The 19,861-nt window shown below is 30.7% G+C and carries 22 protein-coding genes; 15 read left to right on the top strand and 7 right to left on the bottom strand.

The genetic code is table 11. The features are described 5' to 3' along the window. Positions 1-72 precede the first annotated feature (72 nt). The gene (gene holA / locus CKA54_RS01075) at positions 73-1,038 is read right to left on the bottom strand and encodes a DNA polymerase III subunit delta (RefSeq protein WP_120759233.1); all 966 of its coding nucleotides are present in this window, start codon (positions 1,036-1,038) and stop codon (positions 73-75) included. After that, the gene (locus CKA54_RS01070; protein WP_120759231.1) at positions 1,031-2,971 is read right to left on the bottom strand and encodes a ribonuclease R family protein; all 1,941 of its coding nucleotides are present in this window, start codon (positions 2,969-2,971) and stop codon (positions 1,031-1,033) included. Before CKA54_RS01070 ends, holA begins: the two co-directional genes overlap by 8 nt. Positions 2,972-3,080: 109 nt before the next feature. On the opposite strand from CKA54_RS01070, the gene ilvC reads away from it, so the two are divergent. Genes ilvC through CKA54_RS01045 form a run of 5 tightly spaced genes read left to right on the top strand, consistent with a single transcriptional unit; the run spans position 3,081 to position 7,198 of the window. Further along, positions 3,081-4,103, top strand: coding sequence for a ketol-acid reductoisomerase (ilvC, locus tag CKA54_RS01065; protein ID WP_120759229.1), 1,023 nt, complete (start codon positions 3,081-3,083; stop codon positions 4,101-4,103). A 1-nt stretch (position 4,104) separates the two neighbouring features. Next, complete coding sequence (locus CKA54_RS01060; RefSeq protein WP_120759227.1) at positions 4,105-5,181, top strand: divergent polysaccharide deacetylase family protein; 1,077 nt, start codon at positions 4,105-4,107, stop codon at positions 5,179-5,181. Beyond that, positions 5,168-5,935 carry a DNA-processing protein DprA gene (locus tag CKA54_RS01055; protein WP_120759225.1) on the top strand — a complete coding sequence of 256 codons (768 nt, stop codon included), beginning with the start codon at positions 5,168-5,170 and terminating at the stop codon, positions 5,933-5,935. The genes CKA54_RS01060 and CKA54_RS01055 overlap by 14 nt, the downstream gene beginning before the upstream one ends. Further along, positions 5,932-6,318: a Holliday junction resolvase RuvX gene (ruvX, locus tag CKA54_RS01050; RefSeq protein WP_120759223.1), complete on the top strand. Its 387-nt coding sequence runs from the start codon at positions 5,932-5,934 to the stop codon at positions 6,316-6,318. The genes CKA54_RS01055 and ruvX overlap by 4 nt, the downstream gene beginning before the upstream one ends. Next, on the top strand, positions 6,305-7,198 hold the full coding sequence (locus CKA54_RS01045; protein ID WP_120759222.1) for an RsmB/NOP family class I SAM-dependent RNA methyltransferase: 894 nt from the start codon (positions 6,305-6,307) through the stop codon (positions 7,196-7,198). The genes ruvX and CKA54_RS01045 overlap by 14 nt, the downstream gene beginning before the upstream one ends. Positions 7,199-7,383: 185 nt before the next feature. Here the strand turns inward: CKA54_RS01045 and rpsO are convergent, their stop codons facing one another. Next, positions 7,384-7,656 (bottom strand): 30S ribosomal protein S15, encoded by a 273-nt coding sequence (rpsO, locus tag CKA54_RS01040; RefSeq protein ID WP_039618506.1) that lies wholly within the window; start codon positions 7,654-7,656, stop codon positions 7,384-7,386. 178 nt (positions 7,657-7,834) lie between these two features. Between rpsO and CKA54_RS01035 the strand changes: the two genes are divergently transcribed. From CKA54_RS01035 to CKA54_RS01015, 5 genes are read left to right on the top strand one after another with little or no spacing between them, the layout of a single operon-like run. Beyond that, positions 7,835-8,239: an Rrf2 family transcriptional regulator gene (locus CKA54_RS01035; protein WP_043019926.1), complete on the top strand. Its 405-nt coding sequence runs from the start codon at positions 7,835-7,837 to the stop codon at positions 8,237-8,239. Beyond that, the gene (gene flhA, locus CKA54_RS01030; protein WP_043019925.1) at positions 8,232-10,391 is read left to right on the top strand and encodes a flagellar biosynthesis protein FlhA; all 2,160 of its coding nucleotides are present in this window, start codon (positions 8,232-8,234) and stop codon (positions 10,389-10,391) included. Before CKA54_RS01035 ends, flhA begins: the two co-directional genes overlap by 8 nt. Positions 10,392-10,400: 9 nt before the next feature. Continuing rightward, positions 10,401-11,459, top strand: coding sequence for a DHH family phosphoesterase (locus CKA54_RS01025; protein WP_120759220.1), 1,059 nt, complete (start codon positions 10,401-10,403; stop codon positions 11,457-11,459). Continuing rightward, on the top strand, positions 11,440-11,673 hold the full coding sequence (locus CKA54_RS01020) for a hypothetical protein (RefSeq protein ID WP_120759218.1): 234 nt from the start codon (positions 11,440-11,442) through the stop codon (positions 11,671-11,673). The genes CKA54_RS01025 and CKA54_RS01020 overlap by 20 nt, the downstream gene beginning before the upstream one ends. After that, positions 11,670-12,299, top strand: a complete 630-nt coding sequence (locus CKA54_RS01015; protein ID WP_120759216.1) for a hypothetical protein — start codon at positions 11,670-11,672, stop codon at positions 12,297-12,299. The genes CKA54_RS01020 and CKA54_RS01015 overlap by 4 nt, the downstream gene beginning before the upstream one ends. Here the strand turns inward: CKA54_RS01015 and CKA54_RS07840 are convergent. Beyond that, positions 12,288-12,419 carry a hypothetical protein gene (locus tag CKA54_RS07840; protein ID WP_256378632.1) on the bottom strand — a complete coding sequence of 44 codons (132 nt, stop codon included), beginning with the start codon at positions 12,417-12,419 and terminating at the stop codon, positions 12,288-12,290. The two genes, CKA54_RS01015 and CKA54_RS07840, sit on opposite strands and share 12 nt — an antisense overlap. Before the next feature lie 235 nt (positions 12,420-12,654). Between CKA54_RS07840 and CKA54_RS01010 the strand changes: the two genes are divergently transcribed. Genes CKA54_RS01010 through dnaK form a run of 3 tightly spaced genes read left to right on the top strand, consistent with a single transcriptional unit; the run spans position 12,655 to position 15,828 of the window. Further along, positions 12,655-13,437, top strand: a complete 783-nt coding sequence (locus CKA54_RS01010) for an HrcA family transcriptional regulator (RefSeq protein WP_120759214.1) — start codon at positions 12,655-12,657, stop codon at positions 13,435-13,437. Further along, positions 13,434-13,943: a nucleotide exchange factor GrpE gene (gene grpE / locus CKA54_RS01005; RefSeq protein WP_120759212.1), complete on the top strand. Its 510-nt coding sequence runs from the start codon at positions 13,434-13,436 to the stop codon at positions 13,941-13,943. The genes CKA54_RS01010 and grpE overlap by 4 nt, the downstream gene beginning before the upstream one ends. Before the next feature lie 22 nt (positions 13,944-13,965). Continuing rightward, positions 13,966-15,828: a molecular chaperone DnaK gene (gene dnaK, locus CKA54_RS01000; protein ID WP_120759210.1), complete on the top strand. Its 1,863-nt coding sequence runs from the start codon at positions 13,966-13,968 to the stop codon at positions 15,826-15,828. A 34-nt stretch (positions 15,829-15,862) separates the two neighbouring features. On the opposite strand, the gene CKA54_RS00995 is transcribed toward dnaK, so the two are convergent. From CKA54_RS00995 to CKA54_RS00985, 3 genes are read right to left on the bottom strand one after another with little or no spacing between them, the layout of a single operon-like run. Further along, positions 15,863-16,516, bottom strand: a complete 654-nt coding sequence (locus tag CKA54_RS00995; protein WP_039664137.1) for a DNA/RNA endonuclease G — start codon at positions 16,514-16,516, stop codon at positions 15,863-15,865. Continuing rightward, the gene (locus CKA54_RS00990) at positions 16,513-16,956 is read right to left on the bottom strand and encodes a GatB/YqeY domain-containing protein (RefSeq protein ID WP_120759208.1); all 444 of its coding nucleotides are present in this window, start codon (positions 16,954-16,956) and stop codon (positions 16,513-16,515) included. Before CKA54_RS00990 ends, CKA54_RS00995 begins: the two co-directional genes overlap by 4 nt. Positions 16,957-16,966: 10 nt before the next feature. Next, entirely contained in the window at positions 16,967-17,932 is a 966-nt protein-coding gene (locus CKA54_RS00985) for a Ppx/GppA family phosphatase (RefSeq protein WP_120759206.1), read from the bottom strand. Between the two features lie 56 nt (positions 17,933-17,988). On the opposite strand from CKA54_RS00985, the gene CKA54_RS00980 reads away from it, so the two are divergent. Further along, positions 17,989-18,756, top strand: coding sequence for a pyridoxine 5'-phosphate synthase (locus CKA54_RS00980; RefSeq protein WP_120759204.1), 768 nt, complete (start codon positions 17,989-17,991; stop codon positions 18,754-18,756). Beyond that, a complete protein-coding gene (gene pdxA / locus CKA54_RS00975) occupies positions 18,753-19,853 on the top strand; it encodes a 4-hydroxythreonine-4-phosphate dehydrogenase (protein ID WP_120759202.1) in 1,101 nt (366 codons plus the stop codon). Before CKA54_RS00980 ends, pdxA begins: the two co-directional genes overlap by 4 nt. The last annotated feature ends 8 nt before the right edge of the window (positions 19,854-19,861 follow it).

The raw sequence follows: 19,861 nt of genomic DNA, 5'->3' as shown, positions 1-19,861 counted from the left end.
ATATAAAGCCTAAAAATTAGGCAAGGATTTTGCATAAAATGCAAATTTTATTTTACCACAAGTTTTCTTAATTTAACTTTTTAGTATAGAGCTAATGTGTAAGAGTGTGGCGATTAGAAATTCTTTTTTTTCTATTTTTGAGTTTTTTTTAAGTTCGTATTCACAATTACACAGTGTAGTGAAAATGCTTTTGTATTGAGGTATTTTTAGCATTAAAGCTTGTTTTTGTAGGTTTTGCGCTATGGTCATGGGTGGTGTATAGCCTAAAATTTCTTTTAGATCTAAATTACCATAAACTTTAATGTGTAAGGTTATTTTAAAAAGTCTTGAAAAACTAGCATATAAAGCATTGATTAAAGCGATTTCATTGTAATGATCTAAAATATTTTCAAGATCAGCTCTTAGATCCTTTTTTTGCATGAGGTTGTCAAAAAAGCTTTCAAAGCTAATAGTACTTAAACTAAAACAATGTTCTTGTATGATTTTTTCATCAATACTTAAGCCACTAAATTTATTTAATTCATTTGCTGCTAAGTATAGATTTTCATTAAAATTGTAAAAAAGTGCAAAAAGTGCATTTTGTGTGATATTGATGTTTAATTCTTTGGCTTTTAGAGCTAGAAGCTCCATACCTTCTTTGGCTGAATTGACTTTATAAAATCTACAAAAATGATTACCGAAAATTTTTTCTGCCTCGCTTTGTTTGGAGGTTTCATCGTAAATTTCAAGTAGAAAATAATTATCTTGTGAATTGTGGCAAAGTTCTACTAGTTGTTTTAATTCTTTGGTTGGAATTTTTTTTTGAGTTTTGATTTCTAGTAATTTTTTTTCGCTAAATAACGAAGCGCTTGATAAATAATCGTGTGCTTGTTTAAAATCATATTCTTCAAAATAAAATCTCAAACTCTCATCAAAAGAGTATTTGTCTTTGATGAGTTTAGCATAGAGTTCAATTTGGAAATTATCAGCTCCATAGAGTAAAAAAAAGTTAGGAATATTTCCGCTATTTAGTAAGGTTTGGAGTTGATTTTTATACATTTTGATTTCTCTCTAAACTAAAATGTTTGGTAATTTTTCCAAAAATTTTAGCACTGATAATATCTACTTCAGTGATTTCTACTTCAACATGTTCTAATAAATTTGCTCTTGAACCTATAACGGTGATCAAAGCTCCTTTTATATCATCGTTGAGTTTCACTTGTAGTGAGCTTTGATTTTCTATCACTAAGGCTTTGAATTTTTTTCCTATGTTGTATTTTGCCCATCTTGCGAATTTTCTATCCATGAAGTGCCATGCAACTTTATCTGCTTCTCTTTCTAGTGTGCTTAATTCTTCACAAGTGCTTTCTATATTTAAAAGTAGATAATTAAACATTTTTTCATCTTGATTGATTTTTGCTTTTAAAAGTCTATGTAAAATAAGATCAGAATATCTTCTAATAGGACTTGTGAAATGGGTATATTTGTCAAATCCTAGACCAAAATGACCTGCATTTTCACTGGCATATTCAGCCTTTTTTTGAGCTTTGATGATAAGCTTGTCTACTTCTTCTCCTATGTTGAGTTCATTGGCTAAAGCTTGAATATCTTTGAATAATTCTAAAATATTATTTTTGGCATTAATATCTATACTAAGCGTAGATAAATCTGCAAGTAGCTGATCGATTTTTTTATAATCAGGACTTAAGTGGTTTCTAAAAACTCCTATATCGATGAGTTTTGCTGCAGCTTTGTTGGCTAAAAGCATACAATCTTCGATTAGATTATGTGAGGCTGTGTCGCTTTCAAGACGTGTTTTTAGGAGTTGATTGTTTTCATTTAGAGTCATTCTAAGTTCTTGGGTTTTAAACTCACAAGCATTTTTTAGGCGTTTTTTGCGTAAATTTTGAGTGATTGCAAAAGCATCATAAAGCCAATTAATCTCCCCCAAATCATCACGGTTTTTTAAGTACTCATCAACTTCATCATAATTAAAACGGCGTTTTGAGTTAATAATGGCTTCAAAAAGCTCTTCTTTGATGACCTCATTGTTTTGATCTAAGCATATTTTAAAACAAAATGCTAATCTATCTTCATTAGGTTTTAATGAACAAATATTTTCGCTTAAAGCCCTTGGTAACATAGGTATGGCAATATGAGGAAAATAAATCGAAAAACCTCTTGATCTTGCTTCTTTATCAATGGCGCTATAAGCATGCACATAAGCACTTACATCGGCTATAGCTACATAAATAGCGTGTTCACTTTTATCATAATAAATCGCATCATCAAAATCTTTTGCATCTATAGGGTCGATGGTGCAAAAATTTAAATTTCTAAGATCTTTTCTTGAAGGATACATGCTTGCATCTACTTCATTTCCATAAGCTCTTGCTTCGTTTTCGCATAAATGATCAAAAATTGCATTTTTATTAAAAAGCGCTAGGGAAATTTTTTCATCTACAAAATCATCATCAATATGTCCTATCACTTCAGTGATATTGTTATCATGATTTTCTATTTTTAAAATAGTTCCTAAAGGTAGAGCTTTTAACGATTTTTGAGAGGCTTTTAAAGCACATGTAAGTCCCGTTTGAATGTTTACTCCAAGTATGGCTTCACCATATTTTTTGGTAATAACCAAAGAGGTTTCGTGTGCTCTTTTGAGTATCAAAACCACTTTGGCGCTAGGACGCTTTTTTTTGATAGGAAGCAACTTTGCTACAACAATATCAGCGTAGTTTGCACCTTTGAGATTTTTATTTTCTATCAGTAAGTCACGCTTAAAAGCATGATCATAGCTTTCTAAAAAACCTGTTCCATTAGATGAGATATCGATTTTACCAAAAGTAAAACCATCTTTGAGATAGTATTTATTTTTATAAAATTTAATAATATCACAGGTCAATAATTCTCTGATAAGTTGTTTGTTTTTATTGGTAATTTCGCTTGCGTTTAGACCGTAGCTTAATTGATTAAATAATTCTTTCATAACACTCTTTAAAATATTTTTATAAAGTCTAAATTTTATCATAAAAGGATTAAATTTATATTTTTTAGTTATAATCTTTATTTTTATTCTAAAATTTTAGGAGTACATCATGGCTGTGTCAATTTATTATGATAAAGATTGTGATATTAACTTAATCAAGTCAAAAAAAGTAGCTATTATAGGTTTTGGTTCTCAAGGTCATGCTCATGCTATGAATTTAAGAGATAGCGGAGTAGATGTTATTATAGGTTTGAAAGAGGGCGGACAAAGCTGGGCAAAAGCTCAAAATGCAAATTTTATTGTTAAAAGTGTAAAAGAAGCTACTAAAGAGGCAGATTTGATTATGATTTTGGCTCCTGATGAAATTCAAAGCGAGATTTTTAACGAAGAAATTAAACCTGAATTAAAAACAGGTAAAACTTTGGCATTTGCACATGGTTTTAATATCCACTATGGACAAATTGTAGCTCCAAAGGGTATAGATGTGATTATGATTGCTCCTAAGGCTCCAGGTCATACTGTAAGACATGAATTTAGTATAGGTGGTGGAACCCCTTGTTTGATTGCTATCCATCAAGATGAAAGTAAAATGGCAAAAGCTTTGGCTTTGAGTTATGCAAGTGCTATAGGTGGAGGTAGAACCGGCATCATAGAAACGACTTTTAAAGCTGAAACCGAAACGGATTTGTTTGGCGAGCAAGCAGTGCTTTGCGGTGGGCTTAGTGCGTTAATTCAAGCAGGATTTGAAACTTTAGTTGAAGCAGGTTATGAGCCTGAAATGGCATATTTTGAGTGTTTACATGAAATGAAGTTGATTGTGGATTTGATCTATCAAGGCGGTATCGCTGATATGAGATATTCTGTTTCTAATACTGCTGAATATGGGGATTATATCACAGGACCTAAGATTATTACCAAAGAAACTAAAGAGGCAATGAAAGGTGTTTTAAAAGAGATACAAAATGGAAGCTTTGCAAAAGATTTCATTTTAGAAAGAAGAGCAAATTTTGCAAGAATGCATGCAGAGCGTAAAATAATGAATGATTCTTTAATAGAAAAAACAGGGCGTGAACTTCGTGCTATGATGCCTTGGATTGGTGCAAAAAAATTAGTTGATAAAGATAAAAACTAATTTGAAAACGATAGATAAAAAATACAAAGTGCTTTTAGCACTTTGCTTAATTGTGCTAGGCATTTTTCTTTTTGCTTTTGGATCTTTGTTTTTATCAAAATCAAAATACCAAATTCAAGAACAAAACGTAACTACACCTCACGAAACACCTATAAACATAGCACCTGTAGAAAATAATTTAAGCTTAGAAGAAGTTGATTTAGGGTTAAAAAATGAAAATTTGGAATTTTTAGATAAAAATATCAGTGAAATTTTAAATCTACACAACGAAAATAATGATGTAAACCTTAGTCAAAATGATCAAAATTTAAGTTATGATTTAAATACTACCCAAGAAGATCTTAATCAAACCAAAATAGAGCAAAACATCACAATAACTCCAAAAGAAGCAAATCAAACACAAGCGATAAAAATTACCAAAAAACCTAAAAATACAAAACCGCGTTTGGCTATTATTATTGATGATATGGCTAGCCATACTCATGTTGATATGCTTAGAAAAACTCATCTTAAATTAATACCTTCGTTTTTTCCGCCCGATAAACGCCACCCATATACAGCTGAATTTGCAAAAGATTTTGAATTTTTTATGGTGCATTTACCATTAGCAGCTATTAAGTATGATAAAGCAGAATTGAACACTTTACATCCTAGTGATGATGCGCAAAAAATACAACAACGCGTTGAATACATCAAAGAGCATTTCCCAAATGTAAAATTTATCAATAATCACACTGGCAGTTTATTTACATCAGATAAAAAAGCTATGGAGAAACTTTTTAAAGCTTTTGGTGAAAATGAGTTTGTTTTTGTAGATTCAAGAACTATAGGTAATTCTAAAGCTAAAATTTTAGCAAACAAATATAATCAACCATATATTGCTAGAGATGTATTTTTAGATAATGAAGACAATATAGCTTATATTAAAAATCAACTCAAGCAAGCAGTTGATGAGGCGGTAAAAAAAGGGTTTGCTATAGCTATTGGTCATCCACGTGAGAAGACTTTTCAGGCCTTAGTGCAAAGCAAGGAATTGCTTGATTTGGTTGAACTTGTGTATTTAAATGAAATTTATTGACCATCTTGAAGCTTTTAATGAGCTTTTAAATCCTCCTGCTAGGGTGTATTATAAAGGGAATTTGAAGCTTTTAGAATCTAGGAAAGTTGCAATTATTGGTTCTAGAAGAATGAGTGTTTATACTAAAAACTCTCTTGTGGAGCTTGTGTCGTTTTTAAAAAAAGTTAAAGTTTGTGTGGTAAGTGGTGGAGCTTTGGGTGTAGATATTCACGCTGCAAGATTGGCTTATCCGCATACTATAGCGATCTTTGCAAATGGTTTAGATGAAATTTATCCCAAAGCTAATGCAAGTGATATTTTGGATATTTATAACAATGCTTTAGCATTGAGTGAAAATGTACCAGATTATAAAGCTAAGCCTTATGATTTTTTACTGCGAAATAGACTAATCATTGCTTTAAGCGAAGTGGTAGTGATCGCACAGGCTGATTTAAAAAGTGGTTCTATGCAAAGTGCAAGACTTGCTTTAAGTATGAATAAACCCATTTATGTGCTTCCTCATAGAAAAAATGAAAGCGAAGGGACCAATTTGCTTTTGGCTCAAAATAAAGCTAAATTGCTTTATGATTATCAGCAATTTGCAGCGATGTTTGGAGAGCTTGAGTGTAAACAGCAACAAGATGACTTGTTAAATTTTATAAAAAACGAAGATGACTTAGAGAAAGTTTTGCAAAAATTTGGCGATAAAGTTTATGAATATGAGCTTGAAGGTTTAGTGGAAATTTCTGGAGTAAAAATAAGAGTTTGTATATGAAAACTTTAGCATTGGATATAGGTTTAAAGCGTATAGGTGTGGCATTGTGTGTTAATAAGAGTATTGTTATGCCACTTGAGGCTATTATAAGAAAAAATCGCAACCAAGCAGCTAGAGAAGTTCAAGAGTATATCAAAGAATACGAGATAGATACTTTAGTCGTTGGAATTCCTTTGGGTGGAGCAAGTGAAGATGAAATGCGTAAAAGAGTGGAGCATTTTGTTGCCTTGTTGGAGTTTGATAAAGAAGTGTTTTATGTAGATGAAAGCTTTAGTTCCAAAGGAGCACAAGAGCTTGGTGTGGCAAATTTAAGAAAAAAAGATGGTAAGCTTGATTCTTTAGCTGCATATTTATTTTTAAAGGATTTTTATGGCCTTGCTTGATTTAAGTATAGCTTTAGAAAGTATTTATACACAGTCACAAAAAGAGCAAATTCTTCAAAGCTTTGACCAAGAAAAAAATGTGAATATTTTTAGAAATTCTTTACTTATTGGAAATGATGAGCTCGAAAGTATTTTAAAAAATGAAACGATAGAATTTAAAAAAATTGATACATATTGCTATAAAATTCCATTTCATTTTAAAAGCAAATTAAGTGCGATGAGTGCATTTAGTGAGGGAAAGTTTTATATACAAAATTATGCTTCATATTTATGTGCAAAAACCTTAGGTGTAAAAGCAGGAGAAAGTGTTTTAGATATGTGTGCTGCTCCTGGTGGAAAGAGTTTGAATTTGGCTAATTTTATGCAAAACCAAGGATATTTAGCAAGTTGTGAATTATCTAAGACTCGTTTTTTTACTTTGAAAAATACCTTAGAAACTTACCAAGTGAAGATGGCAAAGTGTTTTTTAAAAGATGGACGCACGATAGGAAAGGCATGTCCGCTTAAATTTGATAAAATTTTACTTGATGCACCTTGTTCTACTTTTGCAAAGATGGGTTTTGGCATCCAAAAAAATATTAAAGAAATCAAGCAAATTGCAAATTTACAAAAAAAACTACTGCATTCAGCATTGTTAGCTTTAAAACATGGCGGAGAGCTTGTTTATAGTACTTGCACTTTTTTAAGAGAAGAAAATGAGGCTGTTTTGGAGAATGCCTTGAGAAATTCTAATTTTCATCTTGAATTGCTTGATTTTGAATTGCCAAATGTGCAATTTATTCAAGCAAAAAGCGAAGAATTTGATTTATCTTTTGCTAAAAGGGTTTTACCTGATGATTATGCTGATGGCTTTTTTATCGCAAAAGTGAAAAAACATTAAAAATCAATAAATTTAAATGTGAAAAATATTTTTTAATTTAAAACTTAAAGTGCTATTTTTAGGTAGTTTGAGCTTAAATTCACACTGTGAAACTCTTGTGAATAAAATACCAAAAAAAGAAAACTTAAATTAAGAAAAAAGTAAAAATAATGGAAGGTGTTTTGCAGGATAAATAAGCACTAGGCTTATTTATCTCTTAAGTTTAATTCGCTAATTAATTTAGTGTAAGCTTGATAATCTTTTCTTTTTAGATAAGATAAAAGTCTTTTTCTTTGACCAACAAGCTTTAAAAGTCCTAAACGAGAAGAAAAATCTTTTTTATAGATTTTTAAATGTTCTGTTAAATCTGAAATTCTCGCACTTAAAAGAGCGATTTGAACTTCTGGAGAACCTGTATCTCCTTCTTTTCTAGCAAATTTTGCAACAATTTCTGCTTTTTTAGCCGAATCTAAAGCCATAATAGACCTCCTGAGCGGTATTTAAAATTAAAAGATGTAATTATAACGAAAAAAACAAAAAAAATGCTGAATTTTAAAATATAAGAAATTTAATACCGAAGAAGACTTATTTTTGATATAATAAAAATTTTTATCATAGTCATAATAATTATACTTTATATATTTAGAAAGGAAAAAAGTGTTATTTACAAAAGCTAGCGAATACGCTTTGTTGTCTTTGATACATATAGCCAATTCTCAAGAACCACAAGATGTGGATACAATGTCAAATGTTTTAGATATACCAAAAAGTTTTTTGGCTAAAATCTTGCAAGCGCTTGCTAAAGATTCGCTTTTAAAATCCTACAAAGGGGCTAAAGGTGGGTTTATGCTTGTTAAAAATCCAAGCGAATATACTTTAAAAGAAATCATAAATAGTGTGGAAAAAAAATCCATCAATGTTTTTGAATGCAGTAATGGAGTTTGCCCTTCACAAAAAGAAGAAAATTGTAAAATTATGCCTGTACTTGTGAAGTTGCAAAATAAAATTGATGATTTTTTGATTTCTATTACTTTAGAGGATATTATTCAAAATAATGGCTAAAAGAGATATTTTTAGCTTGGTATTGCCTTGGGTTGCTCCGCTTGTTGCACCGGTATTAAAGGCAAAAAGCTTAACTATAGTAGCTGTGATAATTGCTATTTTAGCAATTATCATTGTACCTTTACCAAGTATAGTTTTGGATTTTTTTCTTGCTTTGAGTATAGCCATTTCGGTTTTGATTATTTTAATTTCTTTGTATATACCTAAACCTACAGATTTAACAACTTTTCCAACGTTGATTTTGATCATCACGCTTTTTAGACTTTCACTTAACATCGCCACAACGCGTATGATTTTAAGTGAGGGTCATCAAGGTCCAGCGGCTGTAAGTGATATAGTGGCGAGTTTTGGGGAGTTTGTTGTTGGTGGAAATTATGTTATAGGTATGGTTATTTTTTGTATTTTGGTTTTGATTAACTTTATGGTTGTAACCAAAGGTAGTACAAGGGTTTCTGAAGTGCAAGCAAGATTTACTCTTGATGCAATGCCTGGTAAGCAAATGGCGATTGATGCGGATTTGAATGCAGGCTTAATTGATGAAAAAACTGCACGCCAAAGACGTCAAGAAATTATAGCCGAGGCAAATTTCTATGGAGCAATGGATGGTTCTTCTAAATTTATTAAAGGAGATGCTGTTGCGGGGATTATTATAACTATTGTAAATTTAATTGGTGGGTTTATGATAGGATATTTTCAGCATGATATGGAACTTAGCGAATGCGCTTCTACTTATACGATTTTAACGATAGGCGATGGACTTGTTTCACAAATTCCTGGATTGATCACATCGACTGCAACTGCTATTATTATTACGCGTGCTAGCAAAGATGAGGATAATTTCGCCGAGGGTTCTATTAATCAGCTTTTAGGTGAGTATAAGACCTTGCTTATTGTGGGATTTATTTTGTTTATTTTTGCTTTGGTGCCTGGCTTGCCACATTTTTCTTTAGGGTTTATGGCTTTGATGTTTTTGGGGCTTGGCTATATGATAAAACAAGTACAAGAAGGTAAAATTCAAATCAATACTGTCTCGAGTAAAAAATCTCAAGAAGATAACGAGCAAGAGCAGGCTAAACCTCAAAAACGTAGCGAAGAGGAGATTTTAAGAGAAGAAGAAAATAAAATTACAGATATATTAAAATTAGAAATTTTAGAGTTAGAATTGGGCTATGGGCTAATTAAGCTAGCAGAAAGTGAGTTGACAGAACGTATTAGATCTACAAGACGTAATATAGCCCAAAGTTTAGGATTTTTAATGCCTAAAATTAGAATTAGGGATAATTTACAGTTAAAACCTAATGAATATACTTTTAAACTTAAGGGTGTAGGGATAGCTAGTGCAGAAATTTACCCTGATAAATACTTGGCTATGGATAGTGGTTTTATTACCGAACCTATTGAGGGTATAGCTACTAAAGAACCAGCTTTTAATTCAGACGCTTTGTGGATTGATTCATCTTTAAAAGATGAGGCAACATTGAATGGTTATATTGTGATTGATCCAGCAAGTGTGATTTCAACTCATATGAGCGAGCTTATAAAAGCAAATGCTTCAGAGCTTTTAACTAAACAAGAGGTGCAAAATTTACTAGATAAGATTAAAAATGACTATCCTATTGTAGTAGATGATTGTTTAAGAGTGGCAAGTATTGGTTTAATTCAAAAGGTATTAAAAGCCTTGCTTAAAGAGCATATCCCAATAAAAGATATGCTTACAATTTTAGAATCAATTAGTGATATAGCAGAAGTTAGTAAGAGTTTGGATATGATCATAGAGCATGTAAGAGCTTCTTTGGCAAGAGCGATTACTAATTTATATGTAGATGAAAAAGGTCAAATTAGTTTTTATATCTTTGATGCTGCTGCTGCTGCGAAGCTAATGGAACATGTGCAGTTTAAAGATGGGACATATCATTTGATGATCAATGTAGCACAAACTGGAGCTTTGGTTGAAGCTTTAAAAGCAGAGCTTGCAAGTGTAGCAAATACAAGAATCAAACCTTTCTTACTTTGTGTTGAACCACAGCTTAGAAAATTTATCGCCGATATTTGTTCGAATTTTGGTATTAATATTACTGTTTTAAGTTTTGCAGAAATTGCAGAAAATACTAAATTTGAAACAGAAGGCATTATCAAAGTTGATAATCTATAAAGGAAAAATATGAAAATTTATCATCTTTCGCATACTGATTTAGATGGTTATGCTTGTCAGTATGTGCTAGATTTTTATTTTAAGAATTGTTGTTTTTATAATTCTAATTATGGTAAAGAGATTAATGAAAATTTTAATGTTATTTTTAAAAATATCGAAGAGGATTTAAAAGAAAATCCTAAAGAAGAATTTGTGATTTTAATCACTGATTTAAATTTAACCTTAAGTCAATGTGAAGATTTTCAAAAGGCTATAGAAGGCAAAAAAATCAAACTTATGCTCTTAGATCATCATCAAAGTGGCTTAGAGTGTATGCAAAAGTATCCTTGGTATTTTCTAGATGATAAAAGATGTGCAACAAAAATTGTTTATGATTTTTTTAGTAGATGTTATGGTAAAAATAAGTCATTATCTCAGTTTGTAGATGTGGTAAATGCAGTGGATATTTGGCTAAGTGAAGATGATGGTTTTGAATTGGGAAAAGTTTTACTTGGCATGGTTTCTGGAGCAAAAGAGATAAATAGAGTGATGTTTGCACAAGAGAATATAAAATATCTTTTCCATCTTTTTGATGCTTCAAGAAAATATATTCAAGAAACTAATGCGCATATTCGTTTAGATGATGATTTGCATAGTTTAAAAAAATCATTCTTCAAAAAAGAAAAAAATGACACTTTAAGTAATTTAATTTCTCATTTTGTTGTAGAAAAATTAAGTGCTGAAAAAGAAAAATTTAGCATATTTTATAAAGGACACAAGGGTTTGCTTACTTCTAATATAGGCAATACTTCAGTGATTGGAAATGATTTTTTGATGCAAAATCCTGAATTTGATTTTTTTGTAGATCTTAGCTCAAGAAAAACCTTAAGTTTTAGAGCAAATAATAAAATCGATGTAAGCTCAATGGCTAAAAGTTTGGTTAATGGAGGAGGACATAAAAACGCTAGTGGAGGTTTATTTGCTGCGTATAAAGATAGCTCTAATTATGATTTTATCAAAGCACAATTTGTAGATTTGATCAAAAATAAAGAATTAAAGGAAAACAATCATGAAAACAAACAATCTTAAAGAAGAAGTAGAAAACTTACAATATGAATTAAGTATTGTTTTAGAGGCAATGCTTTTGCTTGCTGGGGTTGAGAAAAATAAATTAGAAAAAGCTGTAGAGGCGTATATTGATTGTATTGATGAGGTTTGTCAAAAAACTCAAAAAGAGGGAGCTGAGGAAGTTTTGGAAGTAGTGGAGTATTTGAAAAATCATCACAAAGATTTATTTCAATGAAAATTTTATACCTGCTTTTAATGGGTGTGTTTGCTTGTGCAAATATTTATGAAGATTTGAATGATTTTGCTTATAATAAACAAAATACACTCAACTTAAATTCAAGTCAGGCTTGGTTTTTAGAGTATAAGCAAAACAAGCAAGCTTGTGTAGATATTGTGCTTACAAAGCATAAAGCTTATGTTGTACAAATTCATCCTGCGTGTAATAATCTAAATAAAGAAAAAATAAATGATTATTTAAATTCGCAATTTTTAAGCTTGTATTCTAAAGATCTTACCAAACTTAGAAGAGAAATAGCTAGTATTAAAAATGTTATGCGTGATTTTATGATTTATTATACTTTACATCAATCTTTTGCAAATGATATAAAAAAAATGAGCAAAAGTGATAAATTACAAGTATATCAACTTGATAAGAAAAATGGTGGGAAAATTTTTTACAAAGTCAATAATCAAGCATGCGTAGTTTTTGATCTTTATTTAGATGAAAATTTACAAGCAAATATGCAAGTAAGCGGAATGGAAAATTTAGATAAAACTTGTATGGAGTTAATCTCATCTCCAGAATTTAAGGATCTTTCTTATACTAAAGATGAGATGAAAAAATATAAATTAAAAAACTAACCTAAAAAGTCTTAAACAATAAAGCTTAAAAATTCTACTTAAAGCCATTTTTTTTCTTTCTATATTTGAAAATACATAAGCTTCAAGATCTTGCTTTTCTCTTAAAGTGAGATTTTTCATTATTGTAAACCTTTTAAAAATATTGCTAGGCGAAATTATATTATCTTTTCTTTTAAAAAAACTGAAAATAAATAATTTAAAATTGTAAACTTATAGCTAAAAAAAGTTTAGTCATATTGACTAAATAATATTAAATATTTTTATTTAGAAATAACTTGACATTGTTATACTAAAGTTGTATAATTATTTTGTCACTTAAAAACATTGAGTGCTAAAATTGAAATAAGGTTTTATAATGAAGTCTTATAGTAAAAAGGATTTAATTTTAAAAACTATCATTGAAACCTACTTAGAAGGCAATAATCCTGTGGGTTCAAATGAGTTAAATCATAAAGTAAGCATACCTGCTTCAACTATAAGAGTTTATTTTAAAAAACTAAGCGATGAGGGTGTTTTAACGCAGCTTCATATTAGCAGTGGTCGTATACCAACTGCAAATGCCATGAAAGCTTATTGGTGCGAGCAACTTTGCGAAGATGAGATTGTGATTAATGATCTTGCTTTGTTGGAATTTTTGCTTGATAAGTTTGAAATATACAGTTTAGTTTATGGTGGCGATGAGTTGATTTTACAAGAACTTACCACAGTAAATAACAAATTTATCGTGCTAGATTTTGGGCAAAATGAACTAGTATTGAAATTTAATCATGATAGTTTGATTTTTTTGCAAAGACTTATCGGGCTTGATGTAAAAAGCATCGAAAATTTAGCTTTTAGAGTGGAATTTAAGGAGTTGTTAGAAAAAATAGCTATGTTAAAACATACAAAAATTTACTATAGATATAACGAGAGCAAAGCTTATCAAATTTATCAAAATGATAAATTTGCTAAGCTTTTATCTCCACAAATTGGATTTTATTTTAATGAAAAATTACAATTTGATCCTTTGTTTGAAGAAGGTTTTATGGGGTTAAAGCTTAAGAGTACATTTTTAGGAAAAGAATCTCATGTGATTTTTGCTGGAAGTGTTTACTCTGATTTTAAAACAATGTTAAATGTTATAAAGGAGGCTGCGTGAGCGAAGAAAAGCAAAATGAAACCATGCCAGAAGAAGCAGTGGAAAATTCAGAAAACCAAAACAATGAATTAGAAAAGCTTCAAGCAGAGTATAATGAGTTGAAAGATACTTATTTAAGAGCAAATGCTGAATTTGAAAATATCAAAAAAAGAATGGAAAAAGAGAAAATTTCAGCAACGATTTATGCAAATGAGAGTTTTGCTAAAGATTTGCTTGATGTAGTTGATGCATTAGAGGCGGCTATTAATGTAGAAGCTAATGATGAATTAAGTTTAAAGATTAAAGAAGGGGTGCAAAACACTTTGGATTTGCTTTTGAAAAAACTAGAAAAACATATGGTTAAAGTTATAGAAGCAAATGGTGAGTTTGATCCAAATTTACATGAAGCTATGTTTCATGTAGAAAGCGCTGATCATGAAAGCGGTCATATTGTCCAGCTTTTACAAAAAGGTTATGTGATGAATGATAGAGTGATTAGATCAGCAAAAGTTAGTGTTGCAAAATAAAATTTAATAAAAAGGATATAAAATGGGAAAAGTTATAGGGATAGATTTAGGTACAACAAATTCTTGTGTGAGTGTATATGAAAGGGGTGAAAGTAAGGTTATCCCAAATAAAGAAGGTAAAAATACCACTCCTTCGGTAGTTGCTTTTACTGATAAAGGCGAGGTTTTAGTAGGTGATAGTGCTAAGCGTCAAGCGGTTACTAACCCTGAAAAAACAATTTATTCTATTAAAAGAATTATGGGTTTAATGATCAATGAAGAAGCAGCAAAAGAAGCTAAAAATCGTTTACCTTATCATATCACAGAAAGAAATGGGGCTTGTGCGATTGAAATAGCAGGAAAAATTTATACTCCGCAAGAAATTTCAGCAAAAGTTCTAATGAAATTAAAAGAAGATGCAGAAGCTTTCTTGGGTGAAAAAGTAGAAGATGCGGTGATCACTGTTCCAGCATATTTTAATGATGCGCAAAGAAAAGCTACGAAAGAAGCAGGACAAGTTGCAGGATTAAATGTGTTAAGAATTATTAACGAACCAACTGCAGCAGCTTTAGCCTATGGTCTTGATAAAAAAGAAAGTGAAAAAATCGTAGTTTATGATTTAGGTGGTGGTACATTTGATGTTACTGTGCTTGAAACAGGCGATAATGTTGTAGAAGTTTTAGCAACGGGTGGTAATGCATTTTTAGGTGGTGATGACTTTGATAATAAATTAATCGACTTTTTAGCAAATGAGTTTAAAGATGAAACAGGTATAGATCTTAAAAACGATGTAATGGCTTTGCAAAGATTAAAAGAAGCAGCTGAAAATGCTAAAAAAGAATTAAGTTCAGCTAATGAAACTAATATTAACTTACCATTCATCACAGCTGATGCAAGTGGTCCAAAACACTTAACTAAAACTTTAACAAGAGCTAAATTTGAAAGCATGATTGATGGTCTAGTAGCTGAAACTATTAGTAAAATTAATGAAGTAGTAAAAGATGCAGGACTTGATAAGAGTGAAGTAAAAGAAATCGTTATGGTGGGTGGTTCTACTCGTGTTCCTCTTGTGCAAGAAGAAGTTAAAAAAGCTTTTGGTAAAGAGCTTAATAAGTCGGTAAATCCTGATGAAGTTGTAGCAATTGGTGCGGCAATTCAAGGTGCGGTTATTAAAGGTGATGTTAAAGATGTATTATTACTTGATGTAACTCCACTTTCTTTGGGTATTGAAACTTTGGGTGGGGTGATGACTAAAATCATCGAAAAAGGTACAACGATTCCAACTAAAAAAGAACAAGTTTTCTCAACTGCTGAAGATAATCAAAGTGCAGTTACTATCAATGTTTTACAAGGCGAGAGAGAATTTAGCCGTGATAATAAATCTTTAGGAAATTTCAATCTTGAAGGAATTCCACCAGCGCCTCGTGGTATGCCACAAATTGAAGTAACTTTTGATATTGATGCAAATGGTATTTTAACAGTTAGCGCAAAAGACAAAGCTACAGGAAAAGCACAAGAGATCAAAATCACAGGTTCAAGTGGGCTAAGTGAAGAAGAGATCAATAACATGGTAAAAGATGCAGAGCTTCACAAGGAAGAAGATAGAAAACGCAAAGAAGCAGTAGAAGCTAGAAATGCTGCTGATAGCTTAGTACATCAAGTAGAAAAATCTTTAAATGAGCTTGGCGATAAAGTAGGCGAAGATGACAAAGCAAATATCCAAAAAGCTTTAGATGAGTTAAAAGAAACATTGAAAAATGCTAATGCTTCTAAAGAAGAAATCGAAAGCAAAATGAAAGCTTTAAGCGAAGTTTCTCATAAATTAGCGGAAAATATGTATAAAAAAGAAGAGCCAAATGCTCAAAAGAAAAAAGATGATGATGTAATTGATGCTGAAGTTGAGTAAAAATTAAACTAGAAGCATAAAGCTTCTAGTTTAATTAATCAATATATTTCTTACAGTCTTCTTTGAAATAATTTCTGTCAAATCTTGCAAAATTATCGTTATTTGGCACTTTATAACATTCACTAAAATTTTTAGCCTTAAGAATTTTGACATAAAAACTAGGAATGGCTATATTGTTTTTAATGCGTTTTGGTTTGTCATCATAAAGCACTAAATTTAAGACTTCTAATTCTTTATTTTTCTTTGCTAAATACCGCTCTCTTTGTTCGATTTCATTCCAAATTTCAGCATTGATATCTTTTTTTTGTGGTGTGATATTACTCATTAAAAAAGTGCTAAGTTGGGCTTGTGGAGTTGCATTCATAGATTGATTAGGCACGACATGTCCTCTTGTATAGCCGCTTCTTAGGTAATCCTCCCAGTAAGTTCTGTATTTTTTAGGGATATTGGTATCATCTTCAAAGCGTGGGCGTTTTTTGATGTGCCCTTGATTTAAAATTTTAGCTTCTAGTTTATAAGCAATGGCCTTGGTACCCTTATAATTATAATCATAACAGTTGATGTAATAATACTTATCCATCAATAAAGAGCATTCTTTAAAATACGGCTTAAAACTAGGGTGTAATTCGTATTGAGTATAAGCAAAAGAGCTTAAAGCTAAAGCACAAAGCGTTAAAACTTTTTTCATGCTAAAAGCTTTCTAACCATTTCATTGAGTCTTTTGCCATCAACACTCACACCAAAAACTGCTTTAGCTTCTTTCATTAAAACACCTTGTTCTTTTAAAGAATTAATTTGTAATTTTTCTATCAGTTTTTTTAATTCGCTTTCTAATTCCTCATCGCTTAGCTGTTTAGGTAAATAAGCACTTAAAATAGCGACTTCTTGAAGTTCTTTTTGTGCTAAATCTTCTCTAGCGCCTTTATTGAAAGCTAGTGCAGCTTCGTTTCTTTTTTTGATTTCACTTGCAATGATTTTGTAAATTCTTTCATCATCGAGTGTGATTCTTTCATCAACTTCTATTTGTTTAAAACTAGCATTAAGCGTTCTTAGAGTGTTTCTTTTGAAGTCATCTTTGTTACGCATAGCTTCTTTGATATCTTCTAAAATTTGATCTTTTAAATTCATTTTTTCTCCTTTAAATTTTAATATTTTTAAAATGTGCTATACACACACCTTCTCTAACACCATCATCAATGACAATGAGTTTTTGCTTTTCAAATAAAGCAAAAAGGATTAAAGAACCGGCTATAAGGTATTTTTTTCTGTTTTCTCCAAGATAAATTCTAGCTTTTTCTTGTTCTAAATTCCAAATTTTCAATGCAAAATTAAAAAAATCCCTTTTTTGAAGTATTTTACCATTAACACTTTCTTCTAGGTAATCTTTGTATTTTATATTTTGTTTGTAAGCACAAAGTGTGGTTGGTACACCTGAATTTAAAACAAAATAGTTTCCCTTGATTTCTTTTTTGATGTGCTTGCTTATGGTTAGTGCTTGAAACAAAATCTGTTTAAAATGCATAGGATAAGAACTAAGATGAAATTTTAAGGTTTTGTCTTTGATGTATTTAAGGTTTTGTGGATTTTTCTTAAAAAAACGCATATAAGCACTAGGTTTTGCGGTTTTAAATCGCATTCTTTCATAAAAACTAATGATACCAAAATCATAACTTTTGCAAGATTGCTCACTAGAGATTTCACAAGATGCACCACCTAAATCACAATAACTTAGTTGTTTTTTGAATAATTTTAGACTTTTAAGTCTTTCTTGTATACCTAAAATGCTTAATCTCGCTTCGGTTTTTGCATCTATGATTTGCACTTTGAGTTGAAATTTTTTTTCAATTTGCTCCATAATAGTTGTAGCATTTTTTGCTTTTCTAAAAGCAGCTGTGGCAACTGCTTTTGCTTGACTTAGATCGTAATTTTTTTCTTTTAAAGATTTCAAAGCGTTAAAAATTCTTTCAATAGCTTCATCGCTAATAGTGTCATTTTGCATATTTTTAGCCGCTGCTATGATAAATTCTTCACTTTGTAATTTGTTGAAATTTTTATCCATTAAAACAGCTCTTAATGTATTTGATCCCATATCAATACCTAACACTAGCTCTCCTTAAAAAATTTAAAGTATAATAGCTAAAAAACTTATAAGGAAAACTTATGCTTTTAGGGGTTAATATCGATCATATAGCGGTTTTGAGAGAGGCTAGGAAAGTAAATGATCCTGATTTGCTTGAGGCCGCATTTTTGAGTGCAAATTGGGCTGATCAAATTACCATTCATGTAAGAGAAGACCGTCGCCATGCTAATGAGTTTGACTTGGAGCATATCTTAAAATATTGCAAGTGCGTTGTAAATCTTGAATGTTCTATAGATATGATAGAGTATGCTTTAAAATACAAACCTTCACGTGTTACTTTGGTACCTGAAAAAAGACAAGAGCTTACAACAGAAGGAGGGTTAAATCTTCATAATGAAAAATTGCAAAAAGCAATTGATGCTTTAAAACAAGAAGAGATTGAAGTTTCTTTATTTATTGATCCAAATTTAGAAGATATTGAAAAATCATCTTCTTTAAATGCTGATTTTATAGAACTTCATACAGGTTTATATGCTAATATCTATAATGCATTATTTACCAATATCAATCAAACTTCTTATGCTATAGCTGAGCTAATTTTAAGTAAAAGTGAACTTCAAAAACGTTTAGAAGATGAGCTTCAACGATTAAAGCAAAGTGCAAGTTTAGCAAAAACTTTGGGTTTAAGGGTAGCTGCTGGACATGGATTAAATTATAAAAATGTAAAAAATATTGTGGATATTTTAGAGATAGAAGAACTAAATATAGGTCAAAGCATAGTAGCAAGATCAGTTTTTGTGGGCTTAAAAGAAGCGATATTAGAAATGAAAGCATTGATGAAAAGATGAAAAAAATTGCCATTAGCGTAGGGGATTTAAATGGTATAGGTATGCAAATTTTATTAGCTTGTCATGATGAGCTAGTAAAAATTTGCGAACCTTATTATTTTATACATCATTCTTTGTTTCAAAAAGCAAGCAAGCTTTTAAAAATTACTCCTAAATCTAAAATCAATTTAGTTGAAATTTGCAACGAAAACAAAAATTATTTTGCTTTTAAAGAAGAAAAAGAAAACTGTATGATTTATAGCTTTTCTTACCAAGCTAGTGGGGAAATTGATCCAAATTTCGAGCTAAATCCTGCTACTTTAGATGTAAAAAGTGGAGCGTATTCTTTTTTGAGTTTTGAAGGGGCAAGTTATTGTACGCAATGTTTTTTAGATGCTTTGGTTACTTTACCGATTAATAAAAAAACTTGGCAAATGGCAGGAGTAGAGTATAAAGGACACACAGAGGCTTTAAGAGCGTTTTTTAAGCAAGATGCTATCATGATGTTAGGCTGTGATGAGCTTTATGTGGCTTTATACACTGAACATATGGCTTTAAGAGAGGTTTATAAAGAAATTAAAGCTTTAAAGCTTGCGAAATTTTTAATCAATTTTTATCAATGTACTTCTTTTGAAAAAATCGGCGTTTTGAGTTTTAATCCTCATGCAAGTGATAATGGTGTTATAGGTGGAGAGGAAGAGCGGGAGATAAAAAAAGCCATAAGAATGGCAAATGTGTTTTTAAAAGATCATACTATAAGCTTACAAAAGCTAGAAAATGAGGACTTTCTAAGTCAAAAAGAAAAAGAAAATTTACATCAAAAAAATATTTTTATAAACGAGCCGTTGGTAGCAGATACTGCTTTTACACCTTTTGCTTTAAGTCAATGCAAGCGGTTGGTGAGTATGTATCATGATCTAGCTTTGGCGCCTTTGAAAGCCTTGTATTTTGATAAAAGTGTTAATGTTAGTTTAAATTTGCCTATTGTTCGTACTAGTGTTGATCATGGTACAGCTTATGATAAAGCATATAAAAATATAGATATAAATTTACAAAGTTACATGCAAGCGGTAAAATCAGCGTTGTATTTTTTAAAAATCAAAGAAAAAACTAAGTAAAAATCACT

Origin of the sequence: Campylobacter sp. P255 (genome assembly GCF_003627915.1) — a bacterium.
In the GTDB taxonomy this organism is placed as follows: Bacteria; Campylobacterota; Campylobacteria; order Campylobacterales; family Campylobacteraceae; genus Campylobacter_D.
Note: the sequence above shows the minus strand (reverse complement) of the source record. Positions and strands in the feature narration are given on the sequence as shown.

What these genes read in the sequence shown, in the direction of transcription:
- holA (WP_120759233.1), bottom strand. Translation starts at nt 1,038, where the DNA reads ATGTATAAAAATCAACTCCAAACCTTACTAAATAGCGGAAATATTCCT.
- CKA54_RS01070 (WP_120759231.1), bottom strand. Translation starts at nt 2,971, where the DNA reads ATGAAAGAATTATTTAATCAATTAAGCTACGGTCTAAACGCAAGCGAA.
- ilvC (WP_120759229.1), top strand. Translation starts at nt 3,081, where the DNA reads ATGGCTGTGTCAATTTATTATGATAAAGATTGTGATATTAACTTAATC.
- CKA54_RS01055 (WP_120759225.1), top strand. Translation starts at nt 5,168, where the DNA reads ATGAAATTTATTGACCATCTTGAAGCTTTTAATGAGCTTTTAAATCCT.
- ruvX (WP_120759223.1), top strand. Translation starts at nt 5,932, where the DNA reads ATGAAAACTTTAGCATTGGATATAGGTTTAAAGCGTATAGGTGTGGCA.
- CKA54_RS01045 (WP_120759222.1), top strand. Translation starts at nt 6,305, where the DNA reads ATGGCCTTGCTTGATTTAAGTATAGCTTTAGAAAGTATTTATACACAG.
- rpsO (WP_039618506.1), bottom strand. Translation starts at nt 7,656, where the DNA reads ATGGCTTTAGATTCGGCTAAAAAAGCAGAAATTGTTGCAAAATTTGCT.
- flhA (WP_043019925.1), top strand. Translation starts at nt 8,232, where the DNA reads ATGGCTAAAAGAGATATTTTTAGCTTGGTATTGCCTTGGGTTGCTCCG.
- CKA54_RS01025 (WP_120759220.1), top strand. Translation starts at nt 10,401, where the DNA reads ATGAAAATTTATCATCTTTCGCATACTGATTTAGATGGTTATGCTTGT.
- CKA54_RS01020 (WP_120759218.1), top strand. Translation starts at nt 11,440, where the DNA reads ATGAAAACAAACAATCTTAAAGAAGAAGTAGAAAACTTACAATATGAA.
- CKA54_RS01015 (WP_120759216.1), top strand. Translation starts at nt 11,670, where the DNA reads ATGAAAATTTTATACCTGCTTTTAATGGGTGTGTTTGCTTGTGCAAAT.
- CKA54_RS07840 (WP_256378632.1), bottom strand. Translation starts at nt 12,419, where the DNA reads ATGAAAAATCTCACTTTAAGAGAAAAGCAAGATCTTGAAGCTTATGTA.
- CKA54_RS01010 (WP_120759214.1), top strand. Translation starts at nt 12,655, where the DNA reads ATGAAGTCTTATAGTAAAAAGGATTTAATTTTAAAAACTATCATTGAA.
- dnaK (WP_120759210.1), top strand. Translation starts at nt 13,966, where the DNA reads ATGGGAAAAGTTATAGGGATAGATTTAGGTACAACAAATTCTTGTGTG.
- CKA54_RS00995 (WP_039664137.1), bottom strand. Translation starts at nt 16,516, where the DNA reads ATGAAAAAAGTTTTAACGCTTTGTGCTTTAGCTTTAAGCTCTTTTGCT.
- CKA54_RS00990 (WP_120759208.1), bottom strand. Translation starts at nt 16,956, where the DNA reads ATGAATTTAAAAGATCAAATTTTAGAAGATATCAAAGAAGCTATGCGT.
- CKA54_RS00980 (WP_120759204.1), top strand. Translation starts at nt 17,989, where the DNA reads ATGCTTTTAGGGGTTAATATCGATCATATAGCGGTTTTGAGAGAGGCT.
- pdxA (WP_120759202.1), top strand. Translation starts at nt 18,753, where the DNA reads ATGAAAAAAATTGCCATTAGCGTAGGGGATTTAAATGGTATAGGTATG.